The following is a 15,952-nucleotide window of genomic DNA, read 5'->3' as shown; positions in this document are numbered from 1 at the left end:
CGGCGCTGCCGAGCAGGGTGGCGTCGTTGCTCAGCATGGTGAAGTCGTAGCCGGCGTCGACGGTGGCGCGCACCGCCTCCTCGGTGGCTGCCCCGGCGTTGCCGACCGGCACTCCCGCGGCCCGTACCGCGGCGATGGCCTTGGCGATCAATTCGACGATCGGGGCATCGGTTTCGGTGTGCCCTTCGCTGACGGCGAGGTCGGCTGCACCGATGAGGACGGCGTCGACACCGTCGACGGCGGCGATGTCACCCGCGACGAGTGCTGCTGCCGCGCTTTCGATCTGGGCGATGCACAGGACTTCCTCGTTACCGAACCGGAGGTATTCGTTCCGGTCGAGGGCGCCCCACTGCCCGGCGCGGCTGGTGTTCCCGACTCCGCGGGTTCCCTGTGGTGGGAACCGCATGGCTCGGACGGCGCTGCGGGCCTCGTCGGCGGAGTCGATGTGCGGGAACATCAGTCCGTCCGCGCCGCTGTCGAGCACCCGTTGGATGAGTCCGGTGTCGGTGGCGGGTATCCGGACGATCGGGGACAGGCCGGAGGTTTTGGCGATCCCGATGAGCGCGTACACCGTTCCGAGGTCGAGGGGGCTGTGTTCGAGATCGATCACCACGAAGTCGAATCCGGCGCCGGCGACGAGTTCGACGCTTTCGAGGGCGGGAAGCTTGATCCAGGTGCCGAGCGGAAGATGGTTGTCTCGTTCGAGGCCTGCACGGAAACCGCTGGTGGTGTGGGTCGTGATCATCGGGTCGGGTAGTCCTTTGCGTTGAGAACCCAACCGGCATCGGAGAAGTCCTGGCGAGGTGGGGAGAAGATGTCGATCAGCTGTTGGGCGGGGCCCACCCCTTGGCTGGTGTGCACGGTGGGCGGGGGAATGATCGCGACCGAGGGGGAACCGACCGGGGTGTGTTCGTCGGGTTTCCACTCGGTCGAGTCCGGTCCCCACGGGTAGCGGATGTGGTGGACGTAGTCACCGGTGACGGCGAGCGAGATCTGCTCGAAGTCGTCGTGGTGGTGGGGCGAGAGCTTGGCCGGTGGCCGGGGCGCGGATTCCTCGGCGAGGAAGTTCACCATGATGTTGGTGGTGCGGAAGATCCGCCCGAACCTGCCCTCGGCGATGGGCGTCTGGGCGAGCGGGTAGACCCGCAGCCGGAAGCCGTCGACGGGGTCGGGCCACGGCTGCCAGTCGGCGACCTGCGGGTCCCGTTCGGTGTAGGCGGCGGCGTTCTTCGCGGTGGCCGCGACGTCGTTCTGCGTGGTGATCAACCGGATGACCGGCCCGTCGGTCAGCGCTTCGATGGTGCTCGGACCGGGCGGAATCACCACCAGGGCGTCTTCGGTGACCTCGGCGCTGTCGTGGGCGGCGGCGACCCGGATCGGCGCGCTGCCGGAGTAGAGCACGGCGACGTACTCGTCGTCCTGCTCGCGCGAAAATGTGTCGCCGGCGACGGCGTCGGTGAACAGAACGGCCAGGTTCTGACTGCGAAAGACCCAGGTCTTGGAGCCTTTCGTGGTGATCTCGTCCGGTTCGGAATCCCGAAACTCGAGGTACTGCGCCGCTCGGATACCGGTAGCCGGCGGGCCCTGCGATTGCGGCTTGCCGCCCGCGAGCTTCGACCGCACGTCATCTGCCGCGTACATCTCTTACCTCCATTGTCGGTGCCGCGAAACCACGGAGGGCTCGCTGCGATCCGAGTTCGGATCGCTCCTTTACAGCCCTACCAAAGTGTGTATACGATTCGTGTGTTGAGTATAGGTGATCGTGCTCACAACGTGTCAACGAACTTCCGAGGAGTAACAAATGGCAATCAACCGGATCGACCACGCGGCCGTGCGGGTCAAGGACCTGGGTCAGGCGCTGGAGTGGTACGAGGGTGTCCTCGGGCTGACCGTGTTGGACCGCAACGCCGATCGCGCGTTGCTGGCGTGTTCGGGTACCGACGCCGATCTCACGCTCATCGACGGCGGGCAGAGCATCGACAGCTTCGCGTTCGGCGTCGACCACGCCGACGACCTGGACGAAATCATTTCGCGGCTGGACAAGAACGGGGTGGCGCACAAGCGGTACAAGGAAGCCGACCGCCCCGGCCACAGCGACATCCTCGGCTTCGATCTGCCCAGCGGCCACCGGATGGAATTCGTGGTCGGTGACGGCGACCGGCGGGCCGGGGTGACGAACTTCCAGTCGGACGGCTCGTTCATTCCTACCGACATCGACCACATCAACCTTCTCGGAGAAGGGGATCCGCAGGAGTTCTCCGAGTTCATGAAGATGGTCCTGGGCTTCAAGCAGTCCCTCGCACTGACCATCGCCGGCAAGTGGGCGGCGTCCTGGCTGCGCGCCTCCAAGCTCGACCACGACCTCGCCTACATGCAGGCGCAGCGCCCGGGGGACCGGCTGCACCACGTCGCGTTCGCCGTCCAGGACGGCAACCACTACTTCCGGCTCAGCGACCGGCTCACCGAAACGGGCAACCGGTGGGAGTTCGGGCCGGGCCGGCACATGGGCGGCATCCCGCAGGACACCCAGGGCTTCGGCACCAACAACTTCGCCTACGCCTTCGACCCGACCGGAAACCGCAACGAATTCAGCTGCGGCATGAACGAATTCGAGGACGACGACCCGGGCTACATCGGCGAGACCAGCCCCGAGAAGTTCCCCGAGATCATGAACGGGTGGGCGTACAACATGCCCGAGTCGTTCATGACGATCGGTTCCTGACCCCGTCCCCTCACCTTCCCTCAGGAGAAGTGCATGTCTTCGGACCCTCCGCACGACCCGGCGGCCGCCGAGTCGAATCGTCATACCGTGATCGCGCAGGCGGTGTACCGCAGTTGGTGGAACGTCGACCGGGCCGCCGGGATCGGTAGCGAGCTGCTGTACACCGAAGACGGGGCGTGTGTGATGCCGGCGGTGACGATGACCGGCCGGGACGAGATCGTACGCGGGTACGCGGCACGCCAGGCCCATGGGCCGCGCCTGTCGCGTCACCTCGTGTCCAATCTCGTCACCGACCACCACGACGACGCCCGGGTCACCGCCACGTACGCCCTGACCCTCTTCGCCCGGAACGGGATTGCGCCCCTGGAGCTGGGTTCGCCGTCGGCGATCTGCGACGTCGTCGACGACTTCGTCAGGACCGGCGGCAACTGGCTGATCCGCCGCCGCGTCCTGGAAGCGGTCTTCGTCGCGCAGGACAATGACTCGGTCCTTCTCGGCAGGAAGTGAATGAACGTGGCCTGTGACCACACGTGCACCCCACCCGTCGTCCTCGTACACGGGTGGGGCAGCACCTACGAACGCACCTGGGGTGGCTCCGACCTCGAACGAACCCTCGAGCAGGATGGCCGCCGGATCATTTCCGTGGACCTGCTCGGGCACGGGAGCGCCCGTGCCCCGCACGAGAGCGGCGAGTACGCGCACATGGCCGACGAACTCGCCGCGCACCTGCCGGCCGATACCGTCGTCGACGGGGTCGGGTTCTCGCTCGGCGGCAAACTCCTGCTCCAGCTCGCCGCCGAGCAGCCCCAGCGGTTCCGGCGACTGGTCATCGCCGGGGTCGGGGACAATCTGCTGCGCCCGGAAAACGGCGCCGCGGTGGCGCAGGCCCTGCACGCGGGAATCACCGACGACACCCCGGCCGCACTGCGCCCGGTGCTCGCCGAGGCGCTCGCATCCGGCAACGACCCCCGCGCCCTCGCGGCCGCCATCGAGCGCCCCCCGTCCCTGCTCACCGCAGACCAACTGCACGCAATCGGCGCCCAGGTCCTGCTGGTGGTCGGCGACCAGGACGTCATCGCCGGCGCGGCGGATCAGGTCAGCGCGGCGCTCCCGCACCTGACCGGCCTGGTCCTCGAAGGAGTCGATCACGTCTCGACACCCCACTCGCCGCGATTGCAGGCGCAGGCGGCGACGTTCCTGCACCACGGACGCGCCGCCCCGCCCGAGCTGCCCACCGCTGTGCGGGCGCACCCCGGATAGCGCACACCGCCGACAGGCCGGGCCACCATCAGGTGGCCCGGCCTCCGGCGTCGACGATCGACCTGCCGGGACAGCCCGGTAGGAACACGGCAGCACACGAAGGTTTCGTGTAATCCGGACCGATAGGATCCTGCTAATGGAAGACATTGATCGGGCCACGCATGACGGCTCCGGCTCCGGCCCGAGGTCCGTCGTGGACCAGGTCGCCGCGCATATTCTGAACATGATCCTCGCCAACGAGCTCAAACCTGGACAGCCGGTGGCCATCCAGGAACTCAGTGCGATCCTCGACGTCAGTAATGTCCCGATCCGCGAAGCCCTGCGCCGCCTCGAGGGCCGCGGACTGGTGCAGTTCCGGCGAGGCCGGCGACCGCAGATCGCCCCCATCAACACCGACGACTTCGACGACGTCTACCGGCTGCGCGGCCTGCTGGAAGGGCAGATCGCCGAACGGTCGGCGGAGCTCATGACACCCGAGCGGCTCACCCTGCTCGACGAGACCCTCGGCGAGCTCGAACGCATCATCACCCGGGGCAACGCCTTCGACGTCTACTCCGTGCACGCCAGATTCCACCTGCTGATGCTGCCCAGCGCCACCGACTGGGACCGCCGACTGCTCGACCAACTGTGGGTGGCATCCGAGCGCTACATCCAGCTGTACGTCGGGGCGCACCCGGACCCGGAGGTGGCGGACAGGATCATTGCCTCCCACCAGGTCCTGGTCGACGCAGCCCGCGGCGGCGATGCCAACACCGTCCGCGACGCCGTCGTCGAGCACGTCGTCTACAGCCACAAGATGATCGCCCCCATCGTTCAGGCGGCCAGCGGCCGCGCCCGCCCGGCCCCCGCAGAGGCCGCGCCCGGCGTCTGACCCCGCCCGGGAGTCAGACGCCGCAGCACTTCGTGGGCGCACGGGGGAGTTGAACATCGCCTGACTCGCTACGGTTGCACCGGCAGCGGGGTCCGTCCTGCCGTGACAGCCACGCCCTCGCGTGCCGGCCCGGACCCGTTGGTGCGGGTCTCCCGGTGCGAGCTGTTGTGCAGATTGGCCGCGGTCAACGTGTTGCGCAGCAACGTCGCGATGGTCATCGGGCCCACCCCACCGGGGACCGGGGTGATGTGCCCGGCGATACCGGCCACGGCATCGAAGTCGACGTCGCCGCACAGGCCGCCGTCGGTGCGGTGGATTCCGACGTCGATCACCGTCGCGCCCGGTTTGATGTGCTCGGCACCGATGAGTTTCGGGACCCCGGCCGCCGCGACGACGATGTCGGCGTCGCGCGTATGACTGGCCAGATCCCGTGTATGCCGGTGGCAGATGGTGACCGTCGCATCGCGGGCCAGCAGCAGCTGGGCCTGCGGACGCCCCACCAGATCGGAGCGTCCCACCACGACGGCGTGCGCTCCCTCGAGGTGGATGCCGGCGGAGTCGAGCAGCTGGATCACACCCGAGGGGGTGCACGGGCGCAGACCCGGCCTGTCCAGCGCCAGACGTCCGGCGTTGGTCTCGGTGAGTCCGTCGACGTCCTTGTCCGGATCGATCCGTTCGATCAGCGACGGGGCATCGAGATGTTTGGGCAGCGGTAGCTGCAGGAGGATGCCGTCGACTTCGGGATCGAGGTTGAGTTCGTCGATGACGTCCTCGACCTCTGCCTGCGACACCTGCGCGGGCAGGAGCCGGTGCCGATCCCGCATCCCGGCCTCCACACAGAGCTTGCGCTTGTTCGACACGTAGATCGCCGACGCCGGGTCCTCTCCGACGAGAATCGTCGCGAGCCCGGGGCGGCGGTCGAGGGCGGCGACCTCTTGGGCGACTCGGTGCCGCAACGTCTGGGCGACGGCCTTGCCGTCGATGATGGTGGCGCTCATCAGGCGAACACCACCGTGGTGTTGTCCTGACGCAGGACACGGTCCTCGCAGTGCCACAGCACGGCTCGGTGCAGCACCGAACGTTCGACGTCGGCGCCGCGTCGTTCGAGGGTCGCCACGTCGTCCCGGTGGCTGACCCGGACCACGTCCTGCTCGATGATCGGGCCCTCGTCGAGGTCCTCGGTGACGTAGTGCGCGGTGGCGCCCACGAGCTTGACCCCTCGGTCCTTGGCCTTCTGGTACGGGCCGGCGCCGATGAAGGCGGGCAGGAAGGAGTGATGGATGTTGATGATCGGGCACCCGACCTTCTCGAGGAAGTCGTTGGTGATGATCTGCATGTAGCGGGCGAGCACGACCAGATCGAAGTTGCCGCGCAGCAACTCGAGCTGCTTGGCCTCGGCCTCGGCCTTGGTATCGCGGGTCACCGGGATGTGCACGAAGGGCACACCGAAGGAGCGGACCTCCGCCGCGAGATCGGCGTGGTTGGAGATGACCAGGCCGATCTGGACGGGCAGCTCGCCGCGGCGGGCGCGCCAGAGCAGATCCAACAGACAGTGGTCGTACTTAGAGACCATCACCGCGACCCGTTTCGGTGCCGAGGCACTGGTTATCGACCAGTCCGTGACGTCGAACTGATCGGTGATCGAGGCCTCGAACGTCGCCTCCATCTGTTCGATGTGTGCCTGGAGGTCGCGTTTGTGGAACACCATCCGCAGGAAGAAGTGCCCGCCTTCCGGGTCGCTCGTCGACTGATCGGACTCGATGATGTTCGCGTCGTGGTCGGCGAGGAACCGAGAGATCGCGGCGACAATGCCGGGCTGATCGGCGCAGTGCAGGATCAGACGCCCCAGATCGGTCAGCTCGCCCCCGCCGGACTTGCCCTGAGCTCCAGCGGCGCGCGGTGGAGCGAAGTCCACTGTTGTGGGTGCCAACGTCGACGGTGTGGCAGTCATGATGCCCTCCTGAGCGGGATGAAAGCGGGGGTCGTGAGGTCCGAGGCGATGGGGACCGCAGATGGGGTCCGACTCGAGACAGCACTCAGCGTATGGGCGGGGCAGGGTCGATTTCGCCCGGTGATTCCCATGGGATTTGTGCCCCACCGGGGTGGGAATACCCCCGAGCCCTGCCGTGTCCGGCCTCTCGGTCACTAACGTTCACCGCAGATATCCGGTCCGCTCGGTGCGGGGGCAAGCGCTTCGCTGACGCCGCCCGCCAGGAGATGGGGACGGGCCGGCAGGAAGGCAGCAATGCACCACATCATGACCGAACACTCTCACCCGCCGCGCCCGACCGAACGCGACCGCATCACCGATGCGGTACCCCGATCCGGGGTCCGATTGTCGCGGCCCGCGCCGGCGCGGTGCCTGGTGATGGGCATCGTCAACGTCACTCCGGATTCGTTCTCCGACGGGGGGCTGTGCGCCGCCGCCGATTCCGCGATCACCCGAGGGCTGGCGTTGGTGGCCGAGGGCGCGGACATCGTCGACGTCGGCGGAGAGTCCACCCGGCCGCAGGCACAGCGGGTTCCGGTCGCAGAGGAGTTGCGGCGGGTGCTTCCGGTCGTCCGGGCGCTGAGCGCGGCCGGTGTCCTGGTCAGTGTGGACACCATGCGCGCGGAGGTCGCGGCCGCCGCGGTCGCGGCAGGGGCATCGATGGTCAACGACGTCAGCGGCGGGCTGGCCGACCCGGCGATGGCCGCGACCGTCGCGGGCCTGGGTGTGCCGTTCATCGCCATGCACTGGCGCGGACACAGCACCACGATGGCCGAGCGCGCCGTCTACGACGATGTCGTCACCGATGTCGTCACCGAACTCGCCGACCGCCTCGACGCACTGATCGGTGCCGGGATCCGCGAGGACCACATCGTTCTCGACCCGGGGCTCGGATTCGCCAAGACAGGCGCCCACAACTGGGCGCTGCTCGCTCACCTCGACCGGATCCGTGAGCTGGGCCGGCCGGTACTGGTCGGCGCCTCCCGCAAGTCCTTCCTCGGGGCGCTGATGACCGACGTCGAAGCCACCATCCCCCCGCCTGCCGACCGCGACGACCTCACCTGCGCGGTCTCCACGCTCGCCGCCGCAGCCGGCGCCTACTGTGTACGGGTCCATAACGTGAAATCCACGCGTCGGGCTGTGGCTGTGGTGGCGGCGTGGCAGGGTGCGACCCGATGATCGGCCGGCCTGCTGCTGTCGATGATGTGCTGGAACGGTTGCTCCCGTGAGGGATCCGGGTGTCCGACCGTGCGCCTGCAACGTCTAGGGCCCGGTGGCCGGCCCGCCGAGGTACTCCGGGCGCTGCACACCCGGGCCCGGCAGATGCTGCTGCCGGCCCCGGCCGCGCTGGTCGGCCAGTGGTTCGGCGCGGCCGCGGTGATCGCCCCGCACCTGCACACCCAGCCCGTCACGCCCCGGGCCGCGTTTCCCGGCGGGCACCCGGACCGCCCGCCCGCTCCCGGTGACCCACTGATCGGCGGCGGATGGATCGGCTACCTGGGATATCCGGACGGTGCGGGCCGGCTCCCCGCGGCCGCCGGCGGCTGGACCGACTCGGTACTGCGCCTCGATACCGGCGGATGCTGGTGGTACGAAACCCTCACCGACACCCCCTGCCCACCGGATCTGGCCGCCGCCGCCCTCGACCCACAGGCCGAACCGCGCACCTGGTCGATGCGGTGGACACCCCCCGACCGCGCCTCCCACCACCACAACGTCGAGGCCTGCAAGGACGCGATCCGCGCCGGCGAGGTGTACCAGGCCTGCATCTGCACCCAATTCACCGGGCAGATCACCGGCCGGCCGGCGGACTTCTTCGCCGACGGCATCGACCAGACCCATCCCACCCGGGCGGCGTACCTGCAGGGGGACTGGGGGGCGGTCGCTTCACTGTCCCCGGAGCTCTACCTGGCCCGCCACGGCACCACCGTCACCTCCAGCCCCATCAAGGGGACCCTGCCGCTCACCGCCGACCCCGCCGCCCTGCGGGTCTCGGCCAAGGACGTCGCCGAGAACGTGATGATCGTCGACCTGGTCCGCAACGATCTCGGCCGGCTCGCGGTCACCGGCACCGTCACCGTCACCGACCTGCTGCGCGTGCACCCGGCCCCCGGGGTGTGGCATCTGGTGTCCACCGTGCAAGCGCAGCTACCCCCGGCCACGACCTCGGCCGAGTTGTTCGAGGCGAGTTTCCCGCCGGCATCGGTGACCGGATGCCCGAAAACACGGGCCCGGCAACTGATCTCCGGGTGGGAACCGCAACCTCGGGGCGTGTACTGCGGCACCGTCGGGATGAGCAGCCCGCTGGCCGGCCTCGAACTCAACGTCGCCATCCGCACGGTCGAGTTCACCCCCACCGGCGGCGCCGTCCTCGGCGTCGGCGGCGGGATCACCATCGACTCCGACCCCGCCGCGGAATGGCAGGAATGCCTCGACAAGGCACGCAGCATCATCGAACTCAGCCCCACCCGGGTACCCGCACTCACCGAGCGGCCCTGACCCATCCCAACCCCCACCCCCCAGCACCGGAACCGTGCAGGAACCACACCCGCACGGCCCTTCCACCTGCCCAAACACGGCCGGGGGCCCTCCCCCGGGGGTGCTCGGGGGACCCCATGGGATCAAAACCCCCGGGGGTTCGGAGGGCCGAAACGGGGTGTGGTGCGACATACGCTGACGAAGGCCGCCCGATGTGGTCGCGGTCACAATCTTCAGGAGGAAACTCAAATGACGGACCCAGCACCCTTCCGCGCCTTCACGGGAATCGCGCCCGTCGGATATTTTCCGGTCATGGGGCCGCCCGAACACACGGGATGGATGGACGAGCAGCTGTCGTGGCACACCGATTGCTATGTCGGTGATTGGTCTTTCGTCCCGCAGATCCGCTTCAAGGGACCCGACGCGCTCAAGCTCTTCCGTGACCTGTCGGTCAACGATTTCGTCAACTTCCCGGTCGGTAAGGCCAAGCACGTCATCCAGTGCAACGACGACGGCAAGGTCATCGCCGAGGGCATCTTGCTCCGGCACGCCGAGGACGACTTCGAATATCAGGTCGGCACCCCGCAGTGGTCGCTGTACAACGCCCGCAAGGGCGGCTACGACGTCGAGGTCTCGTTCCCGCTCACCCACAAGTTCCAGGTCTCCGGGCCCAAGGCCCTGGCAGTGATCGAAAAGCTCACCGAGACCGGGCTTCGTGATGTGAAGTTCATGAACACCCGCCAGGGTGTCATCAACGACATCGATGTGACATTCCTTCGTCAGGGCATGGCCGGTGAGATCGGCTTCGAAATCCAGGGACCCATCGAAAACCACGGCAAGGTCCTCGAAGCCATCCTCGAGGCCGGCAAGGACTTCGGCATCCGCCGGCTCGGTACCCGCACGTTCATGATCAACCATCTCGAGGCCTGTTACCCGACCGGCGGAATGCACTTCTTCAACGCCCTCTCCGACGAGAGCAAGGCCGACTACCACAAGTTCATGGACGAGAACCTCCCCCCGGAATGGGTGGAGTCACCGTTCAACGGTCCACTGCGCCACAACTTTGCGACCTCCTTCGACGGCAGCTGGGACGGTGACGACCTCAAGGAGCTCTACCGCAGCCCGATCGAAATGGGTTGGGGCCGCAACATTGCGTTCGATCACGACTTCCCGGGCCGCGAAGCGCTCGAGAAGGAAGCCGCCCACCCGCGCCGCCAGGTCGTCACCCTCGAATTCAACAGCGAGGACGTCAAGCGCATCCACGCCTCGCTCTACGCCGACGGCCCTGTCTACCAGCAGTTCGACCTCCCCGAGGTGCAGTTGGTGTGCAACTGGGTCGACTGGATCCTCAAGGATGGCAAGAAGATCGGCCACGCAACGCACCCCGGCTACAGCCGGTGGTTCAGGAAGACCCTCGCACTGAGTTTCATCGATACCGAGTACGCCGAACCCGGCACCGAGGTCACCGTGTTGTGGGGCAAGCCCGGCACCCCGCAGACCGAAATTCGGGCCACGGTCGCACCGGCCCCCTACAAGAAGGACAGCCGCCGCCGCGATCTGTCCCAGGAACCGGCACTGGCCGTGTGAGACCGCAGCCGGCACGTGATCGTGCCACCCGAGCTCGACTGTCATAGGTATCTGTGACCGGCGCACAATGCGCCCGCCGGGACCGCGCAGGTGGGTCTGGATCAATCGGAGGATCCCACCTGCGTGCGCGCCCCACTCTCGCCCGCAGCGCAGCTCAACCAGCTTCTGTGTGCAGGCATCTGAAGGCCTGGCCACACCGAATCGCCTCTCGGCGCGCCTCGGTGTGGCCGGCCACCGGTGAGGCGAGGACCTCGCCCCAGCCCGAACTGGAGACCTTTGTGAAAATGCGACGCTCATCTGCCGTGTGGGGGGTGATCGGCCTCGTGCTGATTGCACTGGCCGCACTCACCCGCTTCGTGGTCACCCCGTACATGGCCCAGTTGCCGTCGGACACCGATGTCACCGTCACCTACACCGGCACCGCGACACTGCTCAACGCGGACGCCCTGCAGACCGGCGACGTCGCGAACGCCATCGCCAAGGACGTTCCGGTCACCATCGACCGACGGGTCCACGTCCTCGACACCAGTGGCAGCACCGCCGTCGTCGCCGACGAGGCGACCATCCAGGCAGGTCCGGCCGTTCTGCCCAGCACCCACACCTACGCCGTGGACCGCACCAGCCTCGGCGCCGTCAGCGGCCCCGACGGGGCACCCGCGGTGGAGCAGGCCTCCGGGCTGACCGTCGCCTTCCCCGTCCATCCGGCACCGGAGGACCGCTACACCTATTGGGACCCGCAGTCGCGTACCAGCGCACCCATCACCTATACCGGCCAGGACACCCGGCAGGGCCGAGACGTACGCGTCTACACGACCACCGTGTCCGGAAATCTGAAGGACGACGCAACCCTGGCCACCCTGCCACCGGCGCTGCCGAAGGACCTGCTGGCCAGTCTCGCACCGGCATTGCCCGCCGACGTGATGGCAGCCGTCGGACCCCTCGTCCCGACCTTGCCCGATCCGGTGCCGCTGGCCTACACCGCCGACACCACGCTGACCTTCTATGTCGACGACACCAGCGGCGTCGTCCTCGACGCTCGACTGCAGCAGCAGGTCACCGCGGGAGTCTCGGCGAACGGCAGCGTCACCGACGTCACCCCGGTGCTCGCCGTGGACGCCACCGTCACACCCGAGAGCCAGCAAGCAGCCGCCGACACGGCCGCGAGCATCAGCACCGCACTGACCGTGCTCGGTACCGTGGCCCCGATCGTGCTGCTCCTGCTCGGGGTGATCGCACTCGCAGTGGCGTTCGCGCGCCGGCACCCGCCGGCGCAGGCGGCCACCCCGACCCGTGAGACACACACCGGAGAAGAGCCTGTCGCGATCGATCGATAGACGGACAACAATGTTGTATACACAAGGTGAGACAACCGACCTGCCCGGTGTCTTGGAAGACGCCGCGCGGGAGGTCCAACCCGAGCAGGGAGCCGCATCGTTCGCGGAGAAGGTGGATATGCCAACCCCTGAGCAGTCGACCGACAACCCTGCCCCGCTCCTCGAACGCGGCAGAGAGGTCGAGGCGATCACCCGCGCAGTCCGCAGCGGAACGCGCGGTGACGGCCAGATGCTACTCATCGAAGGACCCAGCGGAATCGGCAAATCACGGTTGCTGGCCGCAGCGCAGGCAATCGGTGAGGACCTCGGCGCCGAAGTGTTGACCACCTGTGGGGGCGAGCTCGAGCAGGAATTCCCGCTCGGGCTCGCCCTGCGCCTGCTGGAAACCCGGATCGCCCGGGCCTCGCAGGTTGAACTCGAAGCGGTATTCCGCGGACACGCGGCCCTGGTGGAGCCGATGCTCCGACGACCCCTGCATGAGACCGCCACCGCCCTCACCGACGAGTTCGTGCTGCTGCACAGCCTCTACTGGCTCATCGCCAATCTCGCCGAGGAGCGGCCCCTCGTCCTGATCGCCGACGACCTGCAGTGGGGTGACGAGCTGTCGTTGCGATTCCTGCTCTACCTCGCCCAGCGACTCGGCGACCTTCCGGTCATCATCCTCGGTGCGGTTCGCACCGGAGATCCGGCCGCCGAGAACGAACTCGTCGCTCGCATCGCCCTGCAGGCGTCACACACCCTGCAACCTGCCGAACTGAGCCGCGACGCGGTCAAGGAATTGCTGCACACACTGCTTCCCGACGCCGACGACAACGACGCCCTGATCGACGAAAGCTGGGCCGCGACCCGCGGGAACCCCTTCCTGCTTCGCGAACTGGCCACAGCGATGGACTCCCGCTCGGCTGTCGGGGCCGCCAACCCCTACGGCGCCGTCCCGGACACCGCACCCGAATCCGTCACCCGCAGTGTCATGCTCCGCATCGCCCGACTCGGCGACGACGCGCTCGCCCTGGCACGCGCCGTAGCGGTCCTGGGTACCTCGACATCGCTGGCGACGGCGGCGGAGCTCAGTGGACTCGACTTCGCCGCTGCCACCGTCGCCGCCGAACGACTCGCCACCGCACAGATCTTCGCCAGCGCAGCAAACCTGTCGTTCTACCACCCCATGATTCGCGGCGCGGTCTACCGCAAATTTCCCTCCAACGACCGCGCCCGCTGCCACCTCGAAGCCGCGAAACTGCTCCGGGCGTCCGAAGCGGACATGGACGGAGTCGCCGTGCACCTGATGCGAGGAGCGCCCACCGACTCCGACTGGGCACGAACAGCCCTGCACTCGGCGGCGAAAAGCGCCGCACGCAAGGGCGCCCCGAGCGCCGCGGCCGGATACCTCCGTCGGGCCTTGACGATGCAGCACGAGGATCCGCGCCAGCACGCGAACCTGCTCATCGATCTCGGCATCATGGAAGCCGCTGCCGGAGAGACCAACTCCCTGATCCACCTCGAGTCCGCACTCGAACTGATCGACGAACCCGACGAGCAGGCCCGAGCAATGTACGCACTCGGCCAGACCCTGTTCCGATACGGGCGCCCCGCCGAAGCCCTGACCGTCTTCCGCAAGGGAGCCGACACCTTCACCCACACCGACCGCGACCTCGCGCTGCGATTCGAGGCCGGCTACATGGCGTCGGCGGCGTACCTGGTCGACCGCCCCCACGAGGCCCACCAACGGGTCAGCGCACTGGCCACGACCTTCCCGGCACAATCCGAACTCACCTCAGCCGAGCGACTCCTGATCCTGCACCTGGCAGTCTTCCGCGCCATGTCCGAACCCCGCTCCGCCGACCACGCGGAATTGGTTCTCCAGGCACTCGGCGACAGCGTGAAACTCTGGCGCGAAACCTCCGACGGCATGACCATCAGCCACGCCATCCTCGCCCTGACCTGGTGCGGCCGAGCCCACGACGCCGCCGAAGTCGCCGACAGCGTCCTCACCGACGCCCGGATGCGGGGTGACTCGCTGATCTTCGCCGAAATCTCCCTCGCCCGTTCCATGGCCATGTACTCCCTCGGCCGTGTCAGCGAGGCAATGGTCGACGCGCAGGCCGCGATCATCGGAATGAAACGCGGATGGAACTCGACAGTCCCCGCCCCGCAGGGAATTCTGGCCTACTGCCTGATCGACCGTGGCGAACTCGAACAGGCAGCCGAAGTCCTCCACGACGCCGAGGCGCAGCTGCGCAGCCGTGAAACACGCACACTCAACGTCTGGTTCTACATGGCGCGTGGCCGGTTACGCCTGCTTCAGAGCGACTTCCACGGCGCATCCGACGACTTCCTACGCGTCGGGAAGCTCCTCGAGAACAACCGCTTCCACAACCCCGGCTACATGCTCGCCCCCTGGCGCTCACTCGCCGGCCGAGCCCTGCACGCGGCCGGGAGAACCGAAGCCGCCATCGAACTGATCGACCGCGACATCGAGCTCGCACGCCAGTTCGGCCTCTGCTCCACCCTGGGCTCGGCCCTGCGTGAGCGAGCATTGGTGGCCTCACCCAACCCCGAGATCGCCCTTCTCGAAGAGTCGGTCACCGTACTCGAATCCGCCGAAAGCTCGCCGCTCGAGCTCGCCCGCACCCTCATCGAATTGGGATCCGCGCAACGCCGGCTCGGGAAGAAAGTTCGGTCCCGCGAGACGTTGCGCGAGGCACTTGATCTCGCCCACCGCTCCGGGGCGACGGCAGTCGAACGACAGGCCCATCAGGAACTGCTCGTCAGCGGCGCACGACCCCGCCGACAGGTCATCCACGGTCTCAATGCCCTCACCCCCAGCGAGCAACGTATCGCCGCACTGTTCGCGGACGGACTGACCACTCGGAGCATCGCCGAAACGCTCTACCTGACGATGAGCACTGTCGAATGGCACCGGCGCAACATCTACCGGAAACTCGACATCGACTCGCGGGACGCGCTGCGTGCGGCGCTCGACAGCGACGGCGAGCATCCCACCGGTACACCGGGCTGAACAACACCCCCGAACGCATCGATCGCAGGGACGTATCCGAGCCCCTGTGCGCGGCGCCCCACATAATGAGGAACCTCCGCGTGCTCCTACCCGCCATCCACGCCGTCATCGCCCTCGCTGGCCTGCTCGCGCCCAACCGGTCCGCGGCATTCATCCGGCACCTCGCCCGACACATCGCACTCGCCCGAATCCAGCGACGCTGGATCGCAATGAGCGGAACCGGCGTCTTCGACAACTCACACTGACCAGAGTCAACGCACGCGCACGCGAGCGACCCCTAACCAGAAGTGCCGTCGCTGAACATTCGAAAGGACAACGCCGTGGACAGCTTCGATGCCGCCATCCTCGAATTCGCCCGCCGGTGGTCGCCGTTCGGTGGGCCACGATCCGAAGACGTACTCGTCGAATTCGGCATGACGACCGACCGATACGACGAACACCTCACCCGGATCCACGACGAGGGCCCGCGCGATCTTCCCGCCGACGAACGAGCGGAACACCGCGACCAACAGTCGAACAACCCACCCGAGCAACGCCGACGAACACGACACCGCAAGAACCCAACCAGCCCTTGATAGTAGTTCGTCCCGCAGATCTCGAAGGAACACCATGCCCGTACCGAAGCACGACATCAACGAATCCGACGTGGTCGTCACGCACGAGAAAGCCTATGCGGCAGGTGTTCCTGCGG

General features: G+C 67.6%; 14 protein-coding genes and 1 pseudogene. 11 read left to right on the top strand and 4 right to left on the bottom strand.

Annotation, left to right across the window (positions count from 1 at the left end; genetic code table 11):
* Positions 1 to 31: 31 nt before the first annotated feature.
* Together H0B43_RS41175 and H0B43_RS00935 are read right to left on the bottom strand one after the other, a co-directional pair.
* Positions 32 to 745, bottom strand: a pseudogene (locus tag H0B43_RS41175) (HpcH/HpaI aldolase/citrate lyase family protein); the annotation flags it as partial.
* On the bottom strand, positions 742 to 1,641 hold the full coding sequence (locus tag H0B43_RS00935; protein ID WP_185730472.1) for a hypothetical protein: 900 nt from the start codon (positions 1,639 to 1,641) through the stop codon (positions 742 to 744). The gene H0B43_RS00935 and the pseudogene H0B43_RS41175, both read right to left, overlap by 4 nt.
* 160 nt (positions 1,642 to 1,801) lie before the next feature.
* Here H0B43_RS00935 and H0B43_RS00930 point away from each other — a divergent pair, with 160 nt between their 5' ends.
* From H0B43_RS00930 to H0B43_RS00915, 4 genes are all read left to right on the top strand, one after another.
* On the top strand, positions 1,802 to 2,722 hold the full coding sequence (locus tag H0B43_RS00930; RefSeq protein ID WP_185730473.1) for a VOC family protein: 921 nt from the start codon (positions 1,802 to 1,804) through the stop codon (positions 2,720 to 2,722).
* A 33-nt stretch (positions 2,723 to 2,755) separates the two neighbouring features.
* Complete coding sequence (locus H0B43_RS00925; protein ID WP_185730474.1) at positions 2,756 to 3,229, top strand: nuclear transport factor 2 family protein; 474 nt, start codon at positions 2,756 to 2,758, stop codon at positions 3,227 to 3,229.
* Complete coding sequence (locus H0B43_RS00920) at positions 3,230 to 3,982, top strand: alpha/beta fold hydrolase (protein ID WP_185730475.1); 753 nt, start codon at positions 3,230 to 3,232, stop codon at positions 3,980 to 3,982. It abuts the gene before it with no gap.
* Positions 3,983 to 4,118: 136 nt separating this feature from the next.
* On the top strand, positions 4,119 to 4,853 hold the full coding sequence (locus H0B43_RS00915; RefSeq protein ID WP_185730476.1) for a GntR family transcriptional regulator: 735 nt from the start codon (positions 4,119 to 4,121) through the stop codon (positions 4,851 to 4,853).
* Positions 4,854 to 4,921: 68 nt separating this feature from the next.
* On the opposite strand, the gene folD is transcribed toward H0B43_RS00915, so the two are convergent.
* Together folD and purU are read right to left on the bottom strand one after the other, a co-directional pair.
* Positions 4,922 to 5,851 (bottom strand): bifunctional methylenetetrahydrofolate dehydrogenase/methenyltetrahydrofolate cyclohydrolase FolD, encoded by a 930-nt coding sequence (gene folD / locus H0B43_RS00910; protein WP_185730477.1) that lies wholly within the window; start codon positions 5,849 to 5,851, stop codon positions 4,922 to 4,924.
* The gene (purU, locus tag H0B43_RS00905) at positions 5,851 to 6,804 is read right to left on the bottom strand and encodes a formyltetrahydrofolate deformylase (RefSeq protein ID WP_133987540.1); all 954 of its coding nucleotides are present in this window, start codon (positions 6,802 to 6,804) and stop codon (positions 5,851 to 5,853) included. Before purU ends, folD begins: the two co-directional genes overlap by 1 nt.
* Positions 6,805 to 7,221: 417 nt before the next feature.
* Here purU and folP point away from each other — a divergent pair, with 417 nt between their 5' ends.
* The 7 genes from folP (at position 7,222) to H0B43_RS00870 (ending at position 15,836) form a co-directional block, all read left to right on the top strand.
* The gene (folP, locus tag H0B43_RS00900) at positions 7,222 to 8,022 is read left to right on the top strand and encodes a dihydropteroate synthase (protein WP_213015348.1); all 801 of its coding nucleotides are present in this window, start codon (positions 7,222 to 7,224) and stop codon (positions 8,020 to 8,022) included.
* 24 nt (positions 8,023 to 8,046) lie between these two features.
* Positions 8,047 to 9,342, top strand: coding sequence for an aminodeoxychorismate synthase component I (locus H0B43_RS00895; RefSeq protein WP_213015347.1), 1,296 nt, complete (start codon positions 8,047 to 8,049; stop codon positions 9,340 to 9,342).
* Positions 9,343 to 9,570: 228 nt separating this feature from the next.
* The gene (locus H0B43_RS00890; RefSeq protein WP_185730480.1) at positions 9,571 to 10,908 is read left to right on the top strand and encodes an aminomethyl transferase family protein; all 1,338 of its coding nucleotides are present in this window, start codon (positions 9,571 to 9,573) and stop codon (positions 10,906 to 10,908) included.
* 284 nt (positions 10,909 to 11,192) lie between these two features.
* Positions 11,193 to 12,242 (top strand): porin PorA family protein, encoded by a 1,050-nt coding sequence (locus H0B43_RS00885; protein WP_185730481.1) that lies wholly within the window; start codon positions 11,193 to 11,195, stop codon positions 12,240 to 12,242.
* A 10-nt stretch (positions 12,243 to 12,252) separates the two neighbouring features.
* Positions 12,253 to 15,261, top strand: a complete 3,009-nt coding sequence (locus H0B43_RS00880; protein WP_185730482.1) for an AAA family ATPase — start codon at positions 12,253 to 12,255, stop codon at positions 15,259 to 15,261.
* A gap of 80 nt (positions 15,262 to 15,341) precedes the next feature.
* Positions 15,342 to 15,506 (top strand): hypothetical protein, encoded by a 165-nt coding sequence (locus H0B43_RS00875; protein ID WP_185730483.1) that lies wholly within the window; start codon positions 15,342 to 15,344, stop codon positions 15,504 to 15,506.
* 75 nt (positions 15,507 to 15,581) lie between these two features.
* Complete coding sequence (locus H0B43_RS00870; protein WP_312034135.1) at positions 15,582 to 15,836, top strand: DUF3263 domain-containing protein; 255 nt, start codon at positions 15,582 to 15,584, stop codon at positions 15,834 to 15,836.
* The last annotated feature ends 116 nt before the right edge of the window (positions 15,837 to 15,952 follow it).

Source organism: Rhodococcus sp. 4CII (genome assembly GCF_014256275.1).
GTDB lineage: Bacteria > Actinomycetota > Actinomycetes > Mycobacteriales > Mycobacteriaceae > Rhodococcus_F > Rhodococcus_F wratislaviensis_A.
The sequence above is the reverse complement of the archived record's forward strand: the minus strand, read 5'-3'. Positions and strand labels throughout refer to the sequence as shown.